This window comes from Pseudoalteromonas sp. SR44-5, assembly GCF_014163675.1.
GTDB classification, from domain to species: domain Bacteria; phylum Pseudomonadota; class Gammaproteobacteria; order Enterobacterales; family Alteromonadaceae; genus Pseudoalteromonas; species Pseudoalteromonas rhizosphaerae.
Map to the genome: position 1 here is coordinate 47,704 of NZ_JACJDT010000003.1, position 21,443 is coordinate 69,146.

Below are 21,443 nucleotides of genomic sequence, written 5' to 3' on the forward strand. Positions count from 1 at the left end.
TTATTGGCCTAACTGGTTAGTAAGCGTAGTTGCTACACCTTCAGTGAGCATATTACGTAGGTGAGCTGTAACGGTGGCAGTTAATTCAGGAAGTCCATTTAAATCACTTTCCCAATGCCATTGTGCCCCTAGTACTTGTTCAACAAGCGTGTTTAAGGATAGGGTGTTGTTATCAAAGTCATGCCACAGGGTATTAAATAGTTCTAACCATTGTGGGGCATCGCTCAATTCAATTTGCTGCTCATTACGTAGGCCTTTATACATCAAAATTTGCCCTGCAATAGCCAATGCCATCATATTCGGTACGGCGTTATTTGTTTTCACATAGGTGTGCAACTGCGGCAAAATACGGGTCTTAAATTTAGTCATACTGTTGAGTGAAATAGCCAGTAATAAATGGCAAATATACGGATTTCTGAAGCGGTTCAGTACATCATTGGCAAAGCGCTTTAATTCATCTTCAGGTAAATCAAGAGTGGGAATAATTTCAGCAAAGATTAACTGGGTTAAGTATTTTTCAAACAGAGGGTCGGCCAGCGCATCGCCCACAGAATCAATGTTCGCCATGTAAGCTAGTGGCACTAAAGCCGTATGAGCACCATTTAAAATACCGACTTTTTGTTGTTTGTAAGGTGAAATATCATCAACAATTTTTATATTTAGATCACTGTCTTGCAAGCATAATAATTCAGCTAGATGCTGCGGTCCTTGAATAACAAACAAGTGAAAGTACTCAGCGGTCACCATAAAGTTATCTAAATAACCTAACGATTCTTGTAGTTGTTGATGCTCATCACGGGGGAAGCCAGTGACAATACGGTCAACTAAGCTTGAGCAAAAGTGGTTAGCTTCATTCAACCAGCTTGAAAACGCCTCAGGTAGTTGCCAAAGTTGGCAGTATTGAAACACGATTTCTTTGAGTTTCTCGCCGTTGTAGTCAATTAACTCACAAGGGATGATCACCATACCGCTGTCAGCTGAGCCGTTAAAGTGATTAAAGCGATGGAACAACCACTGCGTTAATTTAGCTGGGAATGCTTTAGCGGGAGCGTCATCGAGTCTATCAGTATCAATATATTCAATACCAGCTTCAGTGGTATTTGAAAAAATAATTTTCAGATCCGGATTCTCAGCTAATGCCATATAACGCGGAAAATCTTTATAGACAGGAATTTCTTCATTGATTGAACTAATAATACGGTGATCGGCGACGGTTTCACCTTGCTCGTTTAAGCCACGAATAATAGTGGTATACAAACCATCTTGAACATTAAGTAAAGGAATTGCGTCATAATCAATAGGGCGGATCACCGCAACGCCGGCGTTTAGATCACTTGTTTCATTGAGTTTATCAATTTGCCAATCGATAAATGCACGCAAGAAATTCCCCTCACCGTATTGCATTATTTTTGTTGGGTATTTGTTTTTATTAAAGTTTTTTCTATTCAGTGCTTGCATAATATGAACCTATAAACGTTATATGGGCTGATTGATATTTACATCTTAGCTATATTTGCCACCGGTGGCAAATAGTATTTGACAAATTGCCACCGGTAGCGAAGAATGGGTGTTAACAAGTTTAGACAATTCAATTTACATTGAATTAGTAATTACGTAATAAACACTTTATACAGGAATTTAAAATGACAGCCACTTTGTTTGATCTAACTTCAAAAACGGCACTCGTCACCGGTGCAAGCCGCGGACTGGGTCAACAAATTGCACTGGGTTTAGCAGCTGCTGGCGCCAAGGTTATTTGCAGTAGTAGTAAAGAGCACGGCTGCCAAGCAACGTGTCAGATGATCAAAGAGCGCGGTGGTGAGGCGTATGATTATGCAGCTGATTTGAGTAATACGGATTCAGTGAATGCCTTAGCAGCTACAGCCTTAGCTAATCATGGCGGTATTGATATTTTGGTTAATGTTGGCGGCACAATATTTCGCAGCCCTGCGGTGGATTACCCGTATGAGCAATGGCAGAACGTGATGAAAGTAAACCTTGATGCCAGTTTTTTATTGGCCCAAGCGGTTGCGCCAAACATGATCAAACAAGGGTTTGGCAAAATAATTAATATTGCCTCAATGCTGTCATACAGCGGCGGTATGACAGTCCCAGCATATACCGCGAGCAAACATGCGGTAGCGGGTCTTACTAAAGCGCTGGCAAACGAATGGGCGCAACACAATATTCAGGTTAATGCTATTGCGCCAGGTTATTTTAGAACCGATAACACCCAAGCATTACAAGATGATGCCGCTCGTAATAGTGAAATTGAAAAGCGTATCCCTGCGGGGCGTTGGGGTGAAGCAGAAGACTTAATTGGTTCAGCCATATTTTTATCATCAACAGCCAGTGACTATGTCAATGGCCATATTCTCGCGGTTGATGGTGGCTGGTTAGCACGATAATTTTTAATTTTAGGTAGCATGTTATGAGCACACAAATAGAGTCACGTTATGCCGTTGGTCCAAATGAAGTTAAAGGCTATGACACCCAACAGTTAAGAGATGAGTTTTTGGTCGACAAACTCATGCAAGAGAACACCATTTATTGGTTATACACTCACTACGAGCGTTTTATGGTGGGCAGTGCGGTGCCAACCAGCGCACCGCTTAGGTTAGAAACGGTAGACAACTTAAAAGCAGCAAACTTTTTAACGGGTAGAGAGCTTGGTGTGATCAATGTTGGCGGCAGCGGCACGGTGACTGCTGATGGAGAAGATTTTCAGCTTGGCTATAAAGATGCCTTGTATTTAGGTAAAGATACCAATGAGGTGCTGTTTACTAGTCATGACAGTGGCAATCCGGCAAAATTTTATCTTAATTCTGCACCAGCTCACCACAAATATCCAAATAAGTTAGTGACACGTAATGATGCCAATGTATTGCATTTAGGTGCGCTTGAAACCTCCAATGAGCGCGATATTAATCAGATGCTGATCAATACCGTAGTACAAACATGCCAACTACAAATGGGGCTAACGGAATTAAAACCAGGCAGCGTCTGGAATACCATGCCAGCTCATCAGCATGATCGTCGCAACGAAGTGTATTTTTATTTTGAAGTGCCAGAGCAGCAAGCGGTGTGTCACTTTATGGGCGAGCCGACTGAAACTCGCCATATTTGGGTACATAACGAGCAAGCAGTGGTATCGCCACCATGGTCAATTCACTCAGGTGCTGGCACACAAAACTACAGTTTTATTTGGGGCATGGCTGGTGAAAACCTCGATTATGATGATATGGATAAATATCAACCAAGCGAGCTGAGATAATCAGCTCTTTAATGATCATATAGCGATAAGAAGAAATAATAATGAATAGAAATCTTCTCATAAAGATAATGCTAGTTTTGTCGTTATTTTTGCTAACTAGTTGCACTGATGACAAAAAAACAGTGCGATTAACTTTGGCACATACATTAGACACCCGCCATGTGGTGCATCAAGCAATGGAATATATGGCTGAACGTTTGGCATTTTATTCAAATGGCACAATGGAAATTGTTATCTATCCAGGTGGTCAGTTGGGGTCTGAACGTGAACTCATTGAGTTGTTACAAATTGGAAGTTTATCAATCACTAAAGTATCGGCAAGCCCGCTGGAAGGCTTTGTACCTGAGATGAAAGTGTTTGGCATTCCGTATTTGTTTCGCGATAGTGAACATTTTTGGCGTGTACTTAAAAGTGACTTAGGCACCGATCTACTTAATAAAGTGAGCACTGCAAGGCTTAAAGGTTTGGGCTATTACGATGCAGGCAGCCGCAGCTTTTACACCACCAATGGCGCGATTAATACCCCAGATGATTTAATAGGTAAAAAAATTCGCGTGTTAAATAGCCCTACAGCAGTAGCAACAGTGCAGGCTTTAGGCGGCGCTGCAGCACCGATTGCATGGGGCGAATTATATGCCGCACTGCAACAAGGTGTAGTTGATGGCGCAGAGAACAATCCGCCAAGCTATTACTTATCTCGTCATTACGAAATCGCTAAATATTATTCGCTGGACGAACATACCTTTGTTCCAGATGTAATTTTAGCAAGCTTAGAAGTTTGGAACTCACTTAACAACGAACAACAACAGTGGTTAACCCAAGCGATGGCCGACTCTGTTGAGTACCAACGTTCATTGTGGCAAAACGCATCTGATGAGGCGCTTAAAGCAGTTATCGCAGAAGGCGTACAAGTGACCTACCCTGACAAACAAGCGTTTCAAGATAAAGTGGCTGATTTTCATGCTTCGTTCGCTGATACAGCGGTTGCAGCTCACATTAAAAAAATAAAAAGCATGTAGGAGCAAACAATGCGACAACTCAACACACACTTAAATCGCATCATAGAGCGATTACTGATTTTGGCCATGATAGCAATTGTAACCGTTGTTTGTTGGCAAGTATTTTCACGATTTATTTTACGTGCACCGAGCTCATACACCGAAGAGTTAGCGCGTTTTATCCTGATTTGGATTGGTGTCTTGGGCGCTTCGTATGCGTATCGTACTAAAGCACATTTAGGACTTGATCTGTTTTATCAAAAAATGATCCCGTCACTTAGGTATAAGTGTTCATTTGTAATCGAAATCTGCGTGCTGATCACAGCATTAAGTATTTTAGTGTATGGCGGCAGCCAATTGATGATGCTGAGCTTTGAATTAAAGCAAACCTCAGCGGCGCTTGAGATCAACATGGGTTATGTGTATATCGTTTTACCGCTGAGCGGGGTGTTGATTGTGATTAATTGCATTGAAAACCTGATCAATTATGCACAGCAAAAATTCACGGAGGAAGCGTAATGGACTTAACAGCAATTGTTTTAATCGTTTGTTTTTTTGTATTGTTATTTATTAATGTACCTATTTCTTTGTGTATTGCGCTATCAACATTAGCAGCGCTATTAATGCACATTGATTTTACGCCTGCCACTACGACCATAGCCCAACAAATGGCCGGTGGCATTGATAGTTTCGCATTATTGGCAATCCCATTTTTTATCTTGTCTGGATTGATAATGGGTCAAGGCGGCATTGCTAAACGGCTGATTGAATGTGCTATGGCGATGATAGGCTTTTTACCCGGCGGCCTGGCACTCGTAAATGTAATGTCGTGCATGTTATTTGGTGCAATATCAGGCTCTGCCGTTGCAGCCACATCGGCGATTGGTAGTTTTATGGTGCCAGAAATGAAAAAACATGGTTACAGTGCCAGTTTTGCTGCGGCGGTTACCGCAAGTGCAGCCACTACGGGCATGTTAATACCACCGAGTAATATTTTAATTATCTATGCCATCGCCAGTGGTGGGGTGTCGATTGCGGCATTATTTATTGCCGGCTACTTACCGGGTATTTTAGTAGGGCTGGCATTGATGATTGTTTGCGCTATTTACTCGATTAAAAACAACTACCCAGTAACAGCAAGACTGCCATTTAACATTGTGATGAAAAAAATACTCGCAGCTTTGCCAAGCTTGTTGCTTATTTTTATTGTTATTGGCGGCATTATTGGCGGTGTATTTACCGCAACTGAAGCCGGCGCTATTGCCGTTATTTATGCTTTAATACTGTCGGTATTTATCTACAAAGAAATCAATATAGCTGAAATGCCTGCTATATTACTAAAAGCTTGTGAAACAACGGCTATTGTAATGCTGATCATTGCCGCGTCTTCGGGCATGTCGTGGTTATTGTCATACACACATATTCCACAGCTGGTCAGTGAGTTCTTTTTAACACTCAGTGATAATCCGATTTTAATCTTGTTGTTAATCAATCTGATTTTAATTTTGGTTGGCGCGTTTATTGATATGACGCCTGCGGTATTGATTTTTACACCGATCTTTTTACCGGTAGCTGAGCAATTTGGTATGTCGCCGATTCAATTTGGGATTATGATTGTATTAAACTTATCAATTGGCTTGGTGTCTCCGCCAGTTGGGAGTGTACTGTTTGTCAGTTGTGCGGTGGCGAAAACATCGTTACATAAAATAATTAAGCCAATGATGCCGCTGTATGCTGTGATGTTTCTGGTATTGATGTTGGTTACATATGTACCGGCGATCAGTGAAACGTTACCGCGTTTATTTGGTTTAATCGAGTAACTAACCTGAACTTGGGATAATTTATTTGCCAGCGTTTAGGCCAACTTAATCAAACAAATCTGTGATGGAGCTCTACAGCTCCATTTTTCTTTTAAATCAAAGTAGTCAATGTATAACAAGAGCTGACTAACTACTTCTATGGATCTACGGTTAGTGTTAAACTTTGCAATCATCCTAAATAGGAACTTTTATGTCAGTAACGATTAATGATGTAGCTAAGCTGTGCGGTGTTTCAAAGCGCACAGTTTCACGTGTGATCAACCGTTCTCCCGCTGTGGGTGAAGCGACGCGGGAGCGAGTGCTTAAAATTATCAGCGAAGTTGGTTTTTCTCCTGACAAACAAGCACGGGGGCTGGCATCAAGTCGTTCTTACTTATTAGGTTTAATTTATGATAACCCCGATGCATTGTATATTGATCAGGTGCAACGAGGTGCATTAAGCGTCTGCTCTGAACTTGGCTATGAATTGGTTGTTCATCCTAGTTACTCTAAAAGTGCTGAATTTATTGACGATTGCCTGTCATTTATCTCTCGCTCTAAACTTGATGGCGTGATTATTTTACCGCCAGTATCTGAAAACAAAGAGTTAGCTGCAGCAATTCGTGAAGCAGGTTGTCCTTATGTGCGCTTAGCATCGGTAGATTTAGATGATGCTGATAACATTGTGGTCTCAGACGAACGCGCAGCAATGAAAGAAATGGCCAGCTACTTGGTTGAACTTGGCCATAAAGACATTGGTTTTATTTCTGGACCGCAGGTTTATCGTTCTTCAATTGAACGCTTAGCCGGCTTTTTAGCTGAACTGCAACAATGTAATGTGCAACTGCCTGGAAATCGTATTATTGAAGGCAAAAATAGTTACGAAAGTGGTATAGAATGCGCTATGACGTTGTTAAGCACTGAACCAAGACCAACGGCCATTGTTGCTAACAACGACGAAATGGCGGCGGGGGTATTACGGGTTGCCAGTAATTTAAATATCAAAGTACCAGAACAGCTATCAGTAGCAGGTTTTGATGATAATATTTTGGCTTCACGGATCATTCCATCGCTAACGACTATTCGAAGACCTGTACAAAATATGGCATGTTTGGCGGTACAAAAACTCATCAATAAAAGCCAATCGACACAAAGTGAAAAAATTAAATTAGATGACGTAGTCACTCCTTACTTAGTGAAGCGTGAATCTACCAACAGATGCGCTAAATAGTACCGATTAACCCCCCTCAGAATATTTTTGTTACAGACATTCAAAGCGCCTTACTGACAGTAGGGCGCTTACTTCTATCCGTAATCCAATAATACTTTTTTGATTTAATTCATGAGTTAATTAAATCTGAGGAGCACCTTTGATAAAATAGCATGAAATATCGGTGTTAAACGAAACGGCCGATATGCTGCCTAAAGGATAAAATGCATAGCGCCCATTTTTAATATCTGGAACATTTTGAGCGCTGTAAGTCCCGGCTGATATCAATTGTATTAAGTTACTGACCATTTATAGCGACAGATAAATACAGTGATAACAAGGCAGAAATTTTGATAGGGAGTTCTTGGCAATTACTCCTGCATTGCTCTACCTCCTGCATCTATGCAGTCGTACTTGAAAAATTACTAACTCAATTTAATAACGTTAACTTCATGCCCTAGCTCTTTAACCGCAGCGCCTGTTAATCTCTTTGTGAATTATTAACTTGAAGATTTTGTTGCGCAAAGAGAAAGGAATGATATGGATAAAAAAATACCCTTGCTGTGCGGGGCAAGGGTATTGGTAACTATCAAATTGTCTTAAAGCAGCGCTTGGCTGCTCTCATTACAACTACTGAATGGTTATCTCATCCAATGTGATGGTTGCTTCACTTTCCGTTCTGAGAGTGATGAATGAGGTTGCTGTGGCTACCAACCCATCGACTGTGTACGTTTGACCAGGGACGAGCTCTTCAAGTTTTACTGAATAAAACTTTGAAGAGCCGCCATGGATCGAATTAGCGCTACCTGAGGTATTGTTATCTACATATATTTGGAAGCTTTTTGCGGTGTTACCTGCTACAGCCGCGACTTTAAAGCTCACTTGATAGTTGTTACTTAAATCAAGTAGACCCGTTGTGCTTGCATCCGCTGAGGTGGTATTCACCGCAGGGGTGGTATTGGCAATGCTAATACGTGCACCTGTCATGGTTAGTTGCCCAGCGGATACATCGATTGTGCCAGTGACACGATGAAACAGCGGGGTCCCCGTACCCGCTAAACCTGATAGGTCGCGGTAGCTATTACTAAAAAATTCGTCAGCATTTGCTGCGGCAAAATTTTCAGTAAATGGTAAACCAAGCGGCTGTTGCACAGGTGGCTCACTTGGCGCTGCAATGTCTGGGATGTCTAAATCGCTTTGATCTATTTTACCAATACCGGCATGGCCAATAACATGCGCTTTAACGTCCATTACTGGAGTTAACTTATACTCGTAAGGTGCTTGGTATGAGCTGGTGGGTGTCATACCTGTAGCAGTAACCTCTGCTGCCACATCGCCGTCAGCCACATCACCCCAAGTAACGCCTTCACCTAGGTAGTTACCAGAGGTATTCCAATAACCAATTACTTTTGAGTAAAAAGAGACCACAGGATTTTTAGTATGCTCAAAGTAGTTATTCTCAATATGTAGCTCTGCGCCCATTCGTGAGTTAATCGCGCTAGAGGTGATATTGTTATAATAGTTGTTGAATATATGGCCTAGACCAAATCTAAACAACGGAACACGCGATATGATGTTTTCAAAGCGGTTATGGTGAAAGGTAATATGACGATTCTTGTTGCTGCTCGAGTCATCATCACTGTGACCATGGAGTGACGTTTTCCAGCTATCGTGAATATAGTTATATGAAATGGTAATGTTTTCAGCACCCGATTTAGAATCGATTAAACCATCATAATAATCTTGATCAACATTTAACGATGAATAGAGTTCGTTATGATCAATCCAGATATTCGCGGTAGGTTTATTTTCATCACCTTCAATCGAAATACCATCTTTACCGCCGGTAAGTACTTCATGGATTTTTAAGTTTTGGATAATGATGTTATTAGCACGACGAATAGCAATGCCGATACCACTTAGCTCACCACGATCTGCCACACCAATGATTGAGATATTATCCATATCTTTAATTTCGATAGAAGAATTATCGCCGCCACTGTTTGCATCAGTAATGACACCGTCGACATAAATAGTCACTGGAACACCTGATGATTTTGCTTGTGCTAAAGCCGATTTAAGCGCTGTGCCATTATCTACGGTCACGACTGTTCCACCTTCGCCACCGGTTAGGTTAAAATTATAACCAGCAAAACCCAGACTATTATTCACCGGTGTTATTGCAATTGGCTCATCTGGCAAGATTGGGATTGCTAGTGGTTCTGGTGTCCAACCTTGGCCATCATTAAAGCTTGCAAAAATAGCATTACGCTCAAGTAAGTTAACCACGTCGCTGTCTTGCATAATGTAACCGCCAACACGGGCACTTAAATCAAGGGCATTACCTGCTAAATCCATGCTGCCATACTCGCGCCAGCCACTGGTAGCCGTTGCAATTTCTGGATTTGGTGCAGGTTGACTGTTAACACCTTGCACAGCCCAACCTGAGGTTGCAATGTGGGTATCAAACTTATTATTGATAAGCGTTATGTTATCGAAATATGTGTCACTGCCACCACTGCGTGCAATATAGGTTGAATTATCTAACACATCATTGCCAATTGGTCCTGGGCCATGAGTAAAACTACTGTTTAAAAAGATAAAGCCAGGATCTGTTTGCACAGGTACGCGTGCTTGTAATACATAGCCTCCAGAGGTGTCTTTCGTTGGGTCATTGTCTTTAGAGTCACCTATAGTGCGTATTTCACTGCTTTCAAATAATGCGGTAACTGGGTAGCCCCAAATAAAGTCAACATTACCAGCAACTAAGCTGTTGTAGAACCAGCTATAACCTTTCAGTAATAGGGTATCTTGTTCGCTAATAAAGCTGGCATTATTAGCCACTAAACGACCATTACTATTAAAGTAAATTGTTTCAGCTTGGTTTGAATCAACCTTGTTACGCAAATGCGTGTTTTTCAATGTTAGGTTGTTGATCACTAACATATCCGCACCTTCAACTAAGAATACACCACGACCGCCACCCGGTGTGCCAGAACCTACAGGCGCACTGCCACCTGAGCCACCATTGAGTGTTTCGAAGTTTTCGTACTGAATAATAGTATTGTCTTGGCTTTGCCCTTGTATAGTTACGTTATTTTTATTACGTAAGAATAGCAGTTCATTATATACACCATCTTTGACTGAAATGGTGGTTTGCTCATCTTTAGCAAGATTTGCCATTGCAAAGTTAAGTGCACCTTGCACGGTTCTAAAGTCAGCTACACCGTCATCATCAACCAATAGTTGATTGCTTGCCGGCGTTGTCACTTTAGTGGTGAACGTCCATTGGCTATTATCACCGAGGCCAATAAAATCAGTACCGTTGAGTTGTGCGCCTAATACCACATCATCACCAATGACAACACGATAAGTATGGCCATATTCAAGCACATTATTATGCGGTTTAATGGTTAAGGTATTGCCTTCAATTGTGAGCGGGTAGTAGTACACAGAGCGGACTTTATCCTGGCCGGTGTAGCCTATCACATCGACATTTTTACCCACTTTGAGGGTATCAACTAGGGTGTTGTCGTTTTGCTTATAAATACGAACTTCACCTAAACTACCAAAGGTAGGGGCGTTATCAAAAGTAAGCGATAATTGGGTATCAACAAATTGGTTATCGCTAGCAATCGCTGGCATTACTTTAGCTGTTAAATCACCATAGTTAGCAGTTGGCATAACAAAGCCTTCTGCAACAGAGACTTTAATAGTACGGGTAATACTTGGGTCTGAATCCGATACAAATGTGATCATTGCATCGCCTGCAGCAATCGGTGTAAGGGTGATCGTATTTGCATCGATTGTAACGCTCACCACTGCTTCATTGCTTGAAGTGACCGTGTAGGTGTCGGCTGTGATACCGTCGTTTTTAATCGCTGTAACGTTGATCAACAATGGATCCATACTGGTACTTGTGTCCCAATTAGGCTCTTTGTAATCAAGGGTTAACTGAATTGGCTTGATACTAGGGTCGCCCACTTTTACATCATCAATTTCAAACGAACGATTATTCGTAAACACACCAATTAAGCCACGCGCTGTATAGCTGGTATCAGTCGCAGAGCCCATTTTCTCACCATCTAAGTATACGGTAAGTTGATCATCAATCATCTCAAATCGAGTGGTGTACCAAACGCCGTCTTCTGTAGCGCCTTTTTCACCGAGTAAGATTGGTGATTTTGTTTGCACTGGACGCGCAATCGACCCTTCGCTACTAACGGCAACTTCCACTTGCGTACTGCTTGATGAGTTTTGCACATTTAAGCCACCGGCGTACCAATTACCGGCATTTAAATAGCGTGCCATCAAAAAGATCTGCTTATTGGCCGTGGTAGAGTTCTGGCGCGGGCGAATTTTCGCTTCAACAAAGTAGTTACCTGTCGAAGGCACGTTTGCCATAGCTTCTTCAGTGGCTAAAATTAGCTCGCCCCCAGCACCGCCTGCGGTGTATCGCATCATGTTATTACCCATGATATCAAGTACATCAAACTCACCCATTGGGGCTTCAGTGTTATCTGGCTTGGCTAAAATTTGCCAATTATTTAAATCACCATTGGCAAAGTCATCACAAAAATACAGTTCAGGTGCATCCGTGCAGCTAAATACAGATGGATCTTTAACATACTCAACTCTGAGGTTATTGATAACCACAGTGCCGCCTGTTTCGGTACGTAACTGTAAAAATGAGTTTTTAGTCGCAAGCTTTCCGGGTACTGTTAAAGTTTGACCAGCAGTAAGCGAGTTGATCAATTCATTATAAAAACGTGAGTCATTACCATGGATTGATTTAGAACTGCTTGATGAGTTGTTATCCACATAAATTTGGAATTTATTATCACCTTCAGGGTCACTTATACTGACAATATCCATCACCACTTGATAAGGACGAGACAAATCCAGCGCTCCACTGGTGGTGGTATCCGTTGCTGCTGTTTCAATACCTGGGGTGGTGTTACCTAATGTGAAACGACCTCCATTGAGTTCTAATCCAGTATCAATCACAGTGACTGAGCCGCCTGTTTTGCTAAACATGGGGATTTCATCGCCGTTTGCATCAATAATTTTTTGATGATCAACAGAGAAAATATCCGCAGTAAGTGCGGTAAAGTCAGTGGTAATTGGTAATTCTACTGTTGGGATCTCACCTTCCACAGGAGGATCAATCGGTGGTTCAACCGGTGGTTCAACATCTGGTACGTCGGTTGCCACTGTTTCAATGGTTAAGTTATCAATGACAATCATTGCCGCTGAATCAGTGCGTATTTGGAAATATGAATTTTTAATCTCAGGATTTAAAATACCGCGGGCATCGACATGAGTCAGATCAGGGCCAGTATTTACATCTTCGCCTGGAATGTAGGTATATGAAAACCGTTGACCTGCAGGGGTGTTGGTTTCGTTTATGTCTTTACCATAAAACTTTGAAGCACCGCCATGCACTGAATTACTTTGACTGGCAGTATTATTATCAACATAAAGCGATAATCCACCAGCACTATTATGAGAAACAACATCAAAGCTAATGGTAAACCCTTCGCTTAAATTATAAATCCCCACACCTGAGCTATCAGTCGCTGTTGATTCTTTGCCGGGCAGGGTATTACCGATGGTAATACGGTCGCCTTCAAGAATTAGTTGGCCTGCTACATCGTCAATTTTTGCACTACCGCCACTTTTAAAATATAACGGGCCGCTGCCTTGCTCATCCGATAAGCTTTTATAGCTCGATGAGAAAAATGTTTCAGTGTCAGTATCAAACTCTTCAATTAAGGCTAAACCAGCTTGCTGAGCTAAATCGTTGAGTTTGATTAACTCTTCTTGAGCTTGTTGTTCGGAGAACACTAAAATATTGTTTTTAGCATCATCATTACTATCACAAGTAAGCACCAGTGTTGCCAATGCACTTGGATCGATGGTGGCACAAACACTATAGGTATTATTAACCGTATTATGGGAACGAGAAATTATATACTCTGTGGTAGCTGATTCGCCTTCACCTGAGGTCAGTGCAAGTACGCGATTACCAAATAAAAACGAATAATTGCCTGTTACTGTTTCGCTACCATCCACTACTTGGCTGAATGTGCCACTAAGGTTTGCTTCATCAACGGGTGTTAATATCAACTGTGCAATACTTGCCTCACTGCCTTGTACTAATGGGTTATACAATGTTCCGCTAAAATCGGCAGTATTAAATGCTAAAGGTTGGGTGCTGTTGTATTGCTTAAAAATAAAATCAACAAAGTGCACAATCGCTTGATCAGCTGGAATTAAGGTATTATTAGCTGAGCCTGCATCAGCGAGCCACGCATTAACGTTTGCCTCAAACTCATCGCTACTAAAATAGTCCGTAATCGTTTGTCCTTCGGCTAAAGTCATAACGGCTGCTTGTGCTGCTTGCTCGCTGATGGTGATGCCATTGCTAGGATCACCATCAACATCTAGTGACTGTAATAAACGCAAACTATTAATAACAGCAGGATGAAACACGGTATCTGTCGAAAATAAAGCAAGTGGAGTTAATACATTGGCGGCAGAGACCGTAGGGAAGGTAAGTGCACCAATTGAGAAATCGATAGCTTCACCTCTAAAGTAATCGAATTGTCCATTTGCGTTTGTTACACCATTGCTTATTGATGGGCTGTTGTAGGTTAAACCAGCAACAGGGCTGTCAACAAATACCCCTTGCATTGGTGGTAACGGGGCTTCTTTGACATTGATAGAACTATCTTCACCGCAGCCTGCTAAGATCGCGGTGATCAGCAAACACGATGGTATTTTTATTGTATTATTCATGCATCCCTCCAAGGATGAAAGCGCGTCATTAACGCGTTAATTGTGTGTGAAATTAACGTTTTTCATTATTAGTAGCTGTTAATAAAATTTATAATTCATACCTAACTGGAACGTACGACCATAATCTTCACGTTGATAGAGGATTTCACCACCGGATAAATCATTACCTTTGAAATAACGTAAATCTGCTTCATCGGTTAAGTTAATCGCGTCAAAATACACGCTGAGGCTTTTCGTAAAATCATATTTCACTTTTATATCAAAGGTTAAGATATCGTCTTGGTATATATCAGCCCATGACTTACAGGTATGTGGGTCTGATACAGAAGCTGATACTGGACAAGAGCCAACCTCTTCAAGGATATCTGAGCGGTAATTACTAATTAGGCGTAACGAGAAAGTCTCATCTTCCCAACCAACAGCAATGTTACCGGTGATATCTGCTTGGCCTGGTAGCTGCATTTTGTCTTGACGAATAGTGGCGTCGAGTTCGGCTTCACTTTTTACAAAGGTCATATTACTTTGCCAAAATAAGCCATTTTCGAAGAACTGATTGTAACTAAGCTCAATCCCGTAGACTGTGGCTTTATCACCATTGAGGGTGATATCAACCTGATTTAGAGCAAGATCTTGAGGAATTGCAAAATCAGATACTTGGTTTACAGGTAAAGTAAGCGGGAGCTCATCTATGCTCATTTGAATACCGGTGACATCGACGATGAAGTTATCAATATTTTTGTAAAATACTGCAGCTTCCATAAATAACTCTTTTGATGGATACCAGCCAAACGAAGCGTCAAAGTTATCCGAAGTCATTGCCACCAAATTTGGGTTACCTACTTGTAACGCATTGTCTGGCCCTAAAATATAGCCTTGTAAATCAATTGCGCTTTGTCCATCTGGTGAGTTGTAGCATTCATTAGTCGTTGGATCACATAAACTAATATCACTATCAAAACGCGCATAACCACGCGCTTGCTTAAACGAAGGGCGGGTATAACTAGTCCACAGTGATGTACGAACCAACATTTCAGGATTTGGTTCGTAGCGTATATGCATACTTGGAAAAAATTCACTGTAGGTAATAGATGCTTCAGGTAAAGGTACCGAAATATCTAAGGTGTGATCACCGCCAAAATTCCAATCATCATTTGATAATGACATATAACCAGTTGATGAAAATTCGGTATGTGCATAGCGTACACCGGTAATAACACTGACCTGCTCTGATAGCTGCAGCTCAGTCATAATATAAGCTGCGTAGGTATCTTCGTATAAGGTATAGTCTTCTTTGGTGCTGTCAATTGACACCTCGCCACCGGTGGCACTGTCGCGCGTAATTTTAGTTGAGTCAACTATGTACTCAAGGTCTTCGTTGCTAACAAAAGGATAGGTAAATAAGCCACCCTCAGGAACCGCAAAGTTATAATCAGTAACATTTGAGTTGGCGACTGTAATACAGGTTTCATCCGTTCCACAATCGAGAGGGTTTATTGCATAGCTCCAGCGATCTTTATCACGGAAGTGTTCGCGTTCGTTATAAGTGCCACCAATTTTAATGAAATTAAGGTACTCAAAATCAAAGTCTTTTTGTAAGTTTAACTTGATACTAGTGACTTCATCAGTGCGGACACTGTCTTCCATAAATAAGTTGTCGTATTCCATATTTGATAAATCGCTGATATCACCATCGGCTTCACCGGCAAAAACATCATTATCTGGATCTAACGCAAAACCACCTAGGGCAGCAGCTTCTTCAGGAGTTAGCACCTGTGCAACAATATTGTTTTTAGTTGCTTGACCGTAAACGATATTCTCACGCTCACGAAACTGAACTCGGCGATCCCACACTGATTTATCATCTGTTTTTGAATACGCATATTCATAATCTACGCGTAAAGTGTCGGTAATATAGTTTTCACCACCGATACTGTAATTGGTTGTAGTCGTTTCACCTTCTTGAATGAAAAATTGGTTATAAATATCGATATCAGACAGGGCAAACTCTTTTGTATCAGCATTTACATAAATAATTTCATCGGCTTGGTCGCCATTATAAAAGTTATAAAACTCTCTTTGTGCAACGTCATCATCAGTGTAATTAGAGTAGTTACCACGAATGTAATAAAAACTGTCTGCGGTTGGCTTAAACTCAACATTTAAAGTTGCGGTGGTACGTGTTCGATCAGCAATTTCACGGCGGTTTTCGAGTTGCGCGGGGATCAATATTTCTGGTGCAACACCTAATTGCTCTTCACTGAGGCCAATGCCACCTTGTAAAAAGTTTAATTCTCGAGTGCTATGATGGCGTACCTCATCTACTTGAGTTTTCCTATCTTCATAAGAAAGTGCAAAACCAACGCCTATTTTTTCGTCTAAGAATAGCTGTGTGCCATCAAGGCTAAACTTCGGCGAGTGTTCTTCTCTGATTTCACTGTATGAATCTTGCAGCTTCATTTTTAGGGTGTTTTTACCACGGTCATATGCTGAGATAGCTTTGACGTTTACTGCGCCACCTATCGAATTTAGATTCATATCAGGGGTAAGGGTTTTAAATACTTCAATGGCTCCTAATGAATCACTAGTGATACCATCAAGGCCAATTTTACGTTCATCACCCGCACCAGATAGTTCTGCACCATTCATGCTCACCGATACGAATTTAGGACCTAACCCCCGTACTGCAATGTATTTTCCTTCACCTTCACTGCGCTCTAAAGTGACACCAGGAATACGGCGTAATGACTCTGCGACATTTTGATCAACAAAGTTTCCCATGTCATCCGTGGCAATCACTGAGCTAAACGCTTTAGCATCGCGCTCCATGGCACGTGCTTTTAAATCTGCTTGATAAACGCCTGTTACAGCAATGATTTCAATATCATCTTCAGCTTCTACGGTTTTTTTAGCTGCTGTTTTCTCGGCGCTTGTTGTTGGTTTGTCATTCTCTACCTTTGGCTGTGCAGGATCAGTTGTTTGCGCATAAAGTGGCATAGCTACCATTAATGCTGCTGCGATCGTGCTTAATCTCATGCTCTTCATCTTTGTTCCTTTTTCAGGCTTATAATTGTGTGTGCAAGATATGCGATTCCCGTTGATTCAAATCCCAACTTGCCACCGGTGGCAAAATGGAATAACATGAAGTTAACACTGTATTAATGAAACTGTCAATTTACATATTGACAATTTTTTATTTTAACCAGCATTAAAAACGAAATAGCCAAGGAACATTATGCAAGTTCTGAAGAATAATAATTTAAACTATCTCAATATCGTAATACTAAGCATCATTACTGTGTTGACGGTTTTTGTTTCGACTAATTTATACGCTGCACAAGTCAATACAACATTGGCTTTTTCAACGGCAAAAGGATTTGGTAAATACGCAACAGGGGGAGTTAATGGCACGCTTTATAGAGTGACTACATTGGAAGATAATTTAGATAAGCCCCAACCAGGCAGCCTTCGCTATGCAATTGTGCAAAAACATCCTCGCACTGTCGTATTTGCGGTATCAGGTGTGATCAAATTGGCAGGGGAACTTAAAATATCACATGGTAATATAACCATCGCGGGGCAAAGTTCGCCAGGTGGGATTGCCATTGTTGGTGCTCCTGTGACGGTCTCATCCGCAGATAATGTGATTATCCGCTATATGCGCTTTCGCTTAGGTACATTTGGCTATGCTGATGATTCATTAACGGTGCGTAACAGTGAGAATGTCATTATTGATCATTGTTCATTGAGTTGGTCAGTGGATGAAACTGCGAGTTTCTATAATAACCGTAACTTTACATTACAAAATTCCATTATTTCACATAGTTTAAGCCATTCAATTCACCCTAAAGGCGATCATGGCTATGGTGGCATTTGGGGCGGGGCAAATGCGAGCTTTATTAATAATATAATTGCCAATCATGCCAGTAGAACGCCTAGGCTCAATGGTCATAGACTTAAATCACCGTATGCACAAGATGAAGAGTTTGTTGAGCTTATCAATAATATTATTTTTAACTGGGGACATAATAATGTTTATGGATCAGAAAATGGTCGTTTTAACTTGATCAACAATTATTATAAACCAGGTAAAGCAAGTAAGATCATGCAGTTTGCTGATATTTGGTATTCCTCAGAGATCAAAGAAAATCAGGCATATATTATGGGAAATGTACTTGAGAATAACCCACAACTGACTGAGCATAATTATTTAGGTGTAAATTATCGCAAAGCAGTCAAAGCAAAACGCACTATCAGTGATGAAAATAGCCAGTGGTTAAGTGATAAACCAATCATTACATCACCCATGCAAACAACCATGGTTTATGTTAGTGCAAAGCAAGCATTTTGTGATGCCATTAAAGGGCAACATATAGGAGCAAGTCGTAATGCACATGGCTATTTCCATGACAGTATTGATACGCTTGTTTATCAACAGCTCGCTGATAGTGTCGCGATAAAGAAAAATGGTTTGATTGATCATGAGTTTGAGCTAATTGGTAATTGGGATGCATATAAACAGGAATTTACAGGGGTTCCTGCAATCGTTGATGCTAATGAAGATGGTGTTGCGGATGATTGGTTCAAACAGCATCAGCTGCAATTAAAAAATGCAACTACAGCGCAGGTTTTGCAGCAGTACTTAAATTCGCTTAGCGACTAACAAAGAAAGCCTTGATGACTTAAAATAACCATTAACTCATCAAGGCTTTAATTTTAACAACAATAATGATCAACGAGTTTTAGCAAATTGTGCTGTTAAAAAGTCATCAATAACACTGGTCGTAGGCGTTAACCACGGCTGGAATAACCAAAATGAATGCGGCGCATCATCAAACTGGTAAACTTCACTGGGTATATGCAACTGTTGCAACTTTTGTATTGCGCTGTCTCTACCTGCACGAAAGCGTGGCACTGAGCTATTAATGAAAAGTGTTGCAGGCGCGTTTTTATCAATATAGAAAATAGGCGATGCGTCGTGCCAACGCTGTGGGATAGTTTCATACCTACCCCCAAACCACTTGCTGGCTGAAGTGACGGATTTGGCTGAGTTGTTTTCAAAAGGTAGTGCTTCTGGAGACGTGAAATCACTTAAGCCATCTATATTGATCAGCGCTTGGACATTAAATCGCTTGGAGTTAGTGTCGCTGCTATCAACAATTCCGCCGCTGTAGGCTAACAGCGCGGCTAATTGGCCACCTGCAGAGCCGCCCGATAAAGCAATCTTAGTGCTGTCTATATTATACTGAGCAGCATTATTATTAAGCCAATGAAACGCACTAACTAAATCCTCAACTGCTGCAGGATAAGGCGCTTCGTCGCTGAGGCGGTAACTGGGTGTTGCAACAACATAACCACGTTCTACCAGCGCAATTGCAAGTGCTGTCATTAATGCGGGGGTGCCTGATTGCCAGCCACCACCGTGGATCAACATAATCAAAGGCGCCGTTTGTGTTTGCTGTGTTTGCTGATAAATATCTAAAGTCTGTGCACTGGTTTTAGTTTGTTTGTAAACCAGTGCTTTATGAGCGATTACAGAGTCAGGAAGTGTCGTTGCGGGCACCTGCATGTGAGGATAGTGTTTGATTAGTTTTTTATAAGTATTTTCAACGGTGTAATCAGCTGCTATGCATGGCTGAACACAGAGCAATAATACGGCAAAAAAGTTCAACGTTTGATGTTTTAGCATATTCATTTAATCCAAAGTGTCGTAACGGGCATAGTCAAAATCGGCATAGCTGCTAGCGCCGGGAGTTTGCGACAGGCTAAATAAGCCTAACTTAGCACCTACCCAGCGGCCTTTTTTAGCTTGGAAGTGTTCACCAATAATTTGAAACTCAGCACTTGCAGCGGTTCTATAACTAAAAATGGCTGTGGCGCCTGGTTGTAGAACGACTTTTAGTTCAAGATAGGGTTGTGTCAGTGGTTGTTGCTCTACGATACTTTCTTTACAGCCTTTTCTCGCATTAAAACAGTGCACATAGACTAGCTGTTGTTCGCCAGTAGAAGATGTTTTGATACCAATCCATGCATAGTCTTCACCAAATAAAATTAGTCCTGAGGAACTCGCTGAGCTTGTTTTGTTGACCTGCAATGTGGTCGTAAAAGCAAATTGCTCTGCGGGAATTTTTTGTAGTAACAATGAAGGCGTTGACCATAAATTAGTATTGTTTTGTGCTGTAATTTGCTACGAGTGTAAGCGTAAAAAGCCGGGGTTGTCTGTCAGTGAATACCAGCTGTTACTTGGATTTGCATTCCATTGCCATAATAAGCTTAGCTCAGCGCTGTTGAATTCATCATTGTTCACTATGCTGGTGGGTTGTGGGTTAATTTTGCTTCTAGGTTTAGTGTGCTGTAAAACCGGTTGCCCAGTTCCATTACCATTTTTATCTATGCCTATGATTGGCCAATCATTGTCCCAGCGCATAGGTTGTAAATGGGTGATTCGACCATACGCTTGTTTGCTTTGAAAGTGAATAAACCAGTCCTCATCAAATTGGGTGTGAACCCACGCACCTTGATGAGGACCGTTGATCACTGAATTACCTTGCGCCATTACTACTTTGGCTTCATAGGGACCGGTAATTTTTTTTGCTCTAAATACCGATTGCCAACCTAAATCTACCCCACCTGCAGGCGCAAAAATATAGTAGTAACCGTTACGTTTATAAAATTTAGGACCTTCAATGGTGCGATATCCAGGGTGATTTTTACCATCGACAATGTGTGTAAATTTATCACTGACCCAACTTGCGTCATCTTTCATTTCACGCAGCGTTAGTACATTGTTAAAGCCAGCACGACTTTTTGCCCATGCATGTATTAAGTAGGTTTTACCATTGTCGTCCCATAAAGGTGCCGGGTCGATTAATCCTTTACCCGCTAAAATAAGCTGTGGGGTTGACCAAGTTCCAGCAGGATCATCTGTTGTGGTTACATAAATACCAAAATCAGGATCAGGGTAAAAAATCCAAAATTTATTATCATGAAAACGGATTGTTGGTGCCCATACGCCGTTGCCATGTTGTACTTTTGCAAAGTGGGCTTGTGGCAGCTGTATTGGCAGCGCATAATTTATTAACTGCCAATTGACTAAATCGGTAGAGTGTAAAATAGGCAAGCCAGGTGCAGAGTTGAAGCTAGATGCTGTCATGTAATAATCGCCATTAACAGCTACTACATCCGGGTCGGAATAATCGGCATGCAAGATTGGGTTTTTATATTCGCCATTACCTAGATCTGCTTGCCACGGGCTTTGAGTGTGTGTTGACGATAGTAATTGCGACTCTTTTGCATAACCTAGGCTGCTACTTAAGCAAACGAGAAAAAGTGCTAAATAGAAATAGTATTTGTTGCTTAGCATC

11 protein-coding genes and 1 pseudogene are annotated in these 21,443 nt (G+C 41.3%); 7 read left to right on the forward strand and 5 right to left on the reverse strand.

The genetic code is table 11. From position 1 onward, the window contains the following. Positions 1 to 1,458, reverse strand: coding sequence for a tagaturonate reductase (locus H5154_RS02340; protein WP_182717260.1), 1,458 nt, complete (start codon positions 1,456 to 1,458; stop codon positions 1 to 3). Between the two features lie 185 nt (positions 1,459 to 1,643). Here H5154_RS02340 and H5154_RS02345 point away from each other — a divergent pair, with 185 nt between their 5' ends. The 6 genes from H5154_RS02345 to H5154_RS02370 all read left to right on the forward strand — a co-directional run bounded on the left by H5154_RS02345 (position 1,644) and on the right by H5154_RS02370 (position 7,302). After that, a complete protein-coding gene (locus tag H5154_RS02345; RefSeq protein ID WP_145239119.1) occupies positions 1,644 to 2,408 on the forward strand; it encodes an SDR family oxidoreductase in 765 nt (254 codons plus the stop codon). Positions 2,409 to 2,431: 23 nt separating this feature from the next. Next, complete coding sequence (gene kduI, locus H5154_RS02350) at positions 2,432 to 3,274, forward strand: 5-dehydro-4-deoxy-D-glucuronate isomerase (RefSeq protein ID WP_145239116.1); 843 nt, start codon at positions 2,432 to 2,434, stop codon at positions 3,272 to 3,274. 41 nt (positions 3,275 to 3,315) lie between these two features. After that, the gene (locus H5154_RS02355) at positions 3,316 to 4,293 is read left to right on the forward strand and encodes a TRAP transporter substrate-binding protein (RefSeq protein ID WP_259397119.1); all 978 of its coding nucleotides are present in this window, start codon (positions 3,316 to 3,318) and stop codon (positions 4,291 to 4,293) included. Between the two features lie 9 nt (positions 4,294 to 4,302). Further along, entirely contained in the window at positions 4,303 to 4,791 is a 489-nt protein-coding gene (locus H5154_RS02360; RefSeq protein WP_145239113.1) for a TRAP transporter small permease, read from the forward strand. Then, on the forward strand, positions 4,791 to 6,092 hold the full coding sequence (locus H5154_RS02365; RefSeq protein WP_145239111.1) for a TRAP transporter large permease: 1,302 nt from the start codon (positions 4,791 to 4,793) through the stop codon (positions 6,090 to 6,092). The genes H5154_RS02360 and H5154_RS02365 overlap by 1 nt, the downstream gene beginning before the upstream one ends. Before the next feature lie 190 nt (positions 6,093 to 6,282). After that, positions 6,283 to 7,302: a LacI family DNA-binding transcriptional regulator gene (locus tag H5154_RS02370; protein WP_145239108.1), complete on the forward strand. Its 1,020-nt coding sequence runs from the start codon at positions 6,283 to 6,285 to the stop codon at positions 7,300 to 7,302. Positions 7,303 to 7,911: 609 nt separating this feature from the next. Here H5154_RS02370 and H5154_RS02375 read toward each other — a convergent pair. After that, a complete protein-coding gene (locus H5154_RS02375) occupies positions 7,912 to 14,082 on the reverse strand; it encodes a pectinesterase family protein (protein WP_182717261.1) in 6,171 nt (2,056 codons plus the stop codon). Positions 14,083 to 14,160: 78 nt separating this feature from the next. Then, positions 14,161 to 17,124 carry a TonB-dependent receptor gene (locus H5154_RS02380; RefSeq protein ID WP_182717262.1) on the reverse strand — a complete coding sequence of 988 codons (2,964 nt, stop codon included), beginning with the start codon at positions 17,122 to 17,124 and terminating at the stop codon, positions 14,161 to 14,163. A gap of 190 nt (positions 17,125 to 17,314) precedes the next feature. On the opposite strand from H5154_RS02380, the gene H5154_RS02385 reads away from it, so the two are divergent. Beyond that, positions 17,315 to 18,742 carry a polysaccharide lyase family 1 protein gene (locus tag H5154_RS02385; RefSeq protein ID WP_182717263.1) on the forward strand — a complete coding sequence of 476 codons (1,428 nt, stop codon included), beginning with the start codon at positions 17,315 to 17,317 and terminating at the stop codon, positions 18,740 to 18,742. Between the two features lie 69 nt (positions 18,743 to 18,811). On the opposite strand, the gene H5154_RS02390 is transcribed toward H5154_RS02385, so the two are convergent. After that, the gene (locus H5154_RS02390) at positions 18,812 to 19,768 is read right to left on the reverse strand and encodes an alpha/beta hydrolase (protein ID WP_182717264.1); all 957 of its coding nucleotides are present in this window, start codon (positions 19,766 to 19,768) and stop codon (positions 18,812 to 18,814) included. A 6-nt stretch (positions 19,769 to 19,774) separates the two neighbouring features. Beyond that, a pseudogene (locus tag H5154_RS02395) lies at positions 19,775 to 21,442 on the reverse strand (glycoside hydrolase 43 family protein). Between the last annotated feature and the right edge of the window lies 1 nt (position 21,443).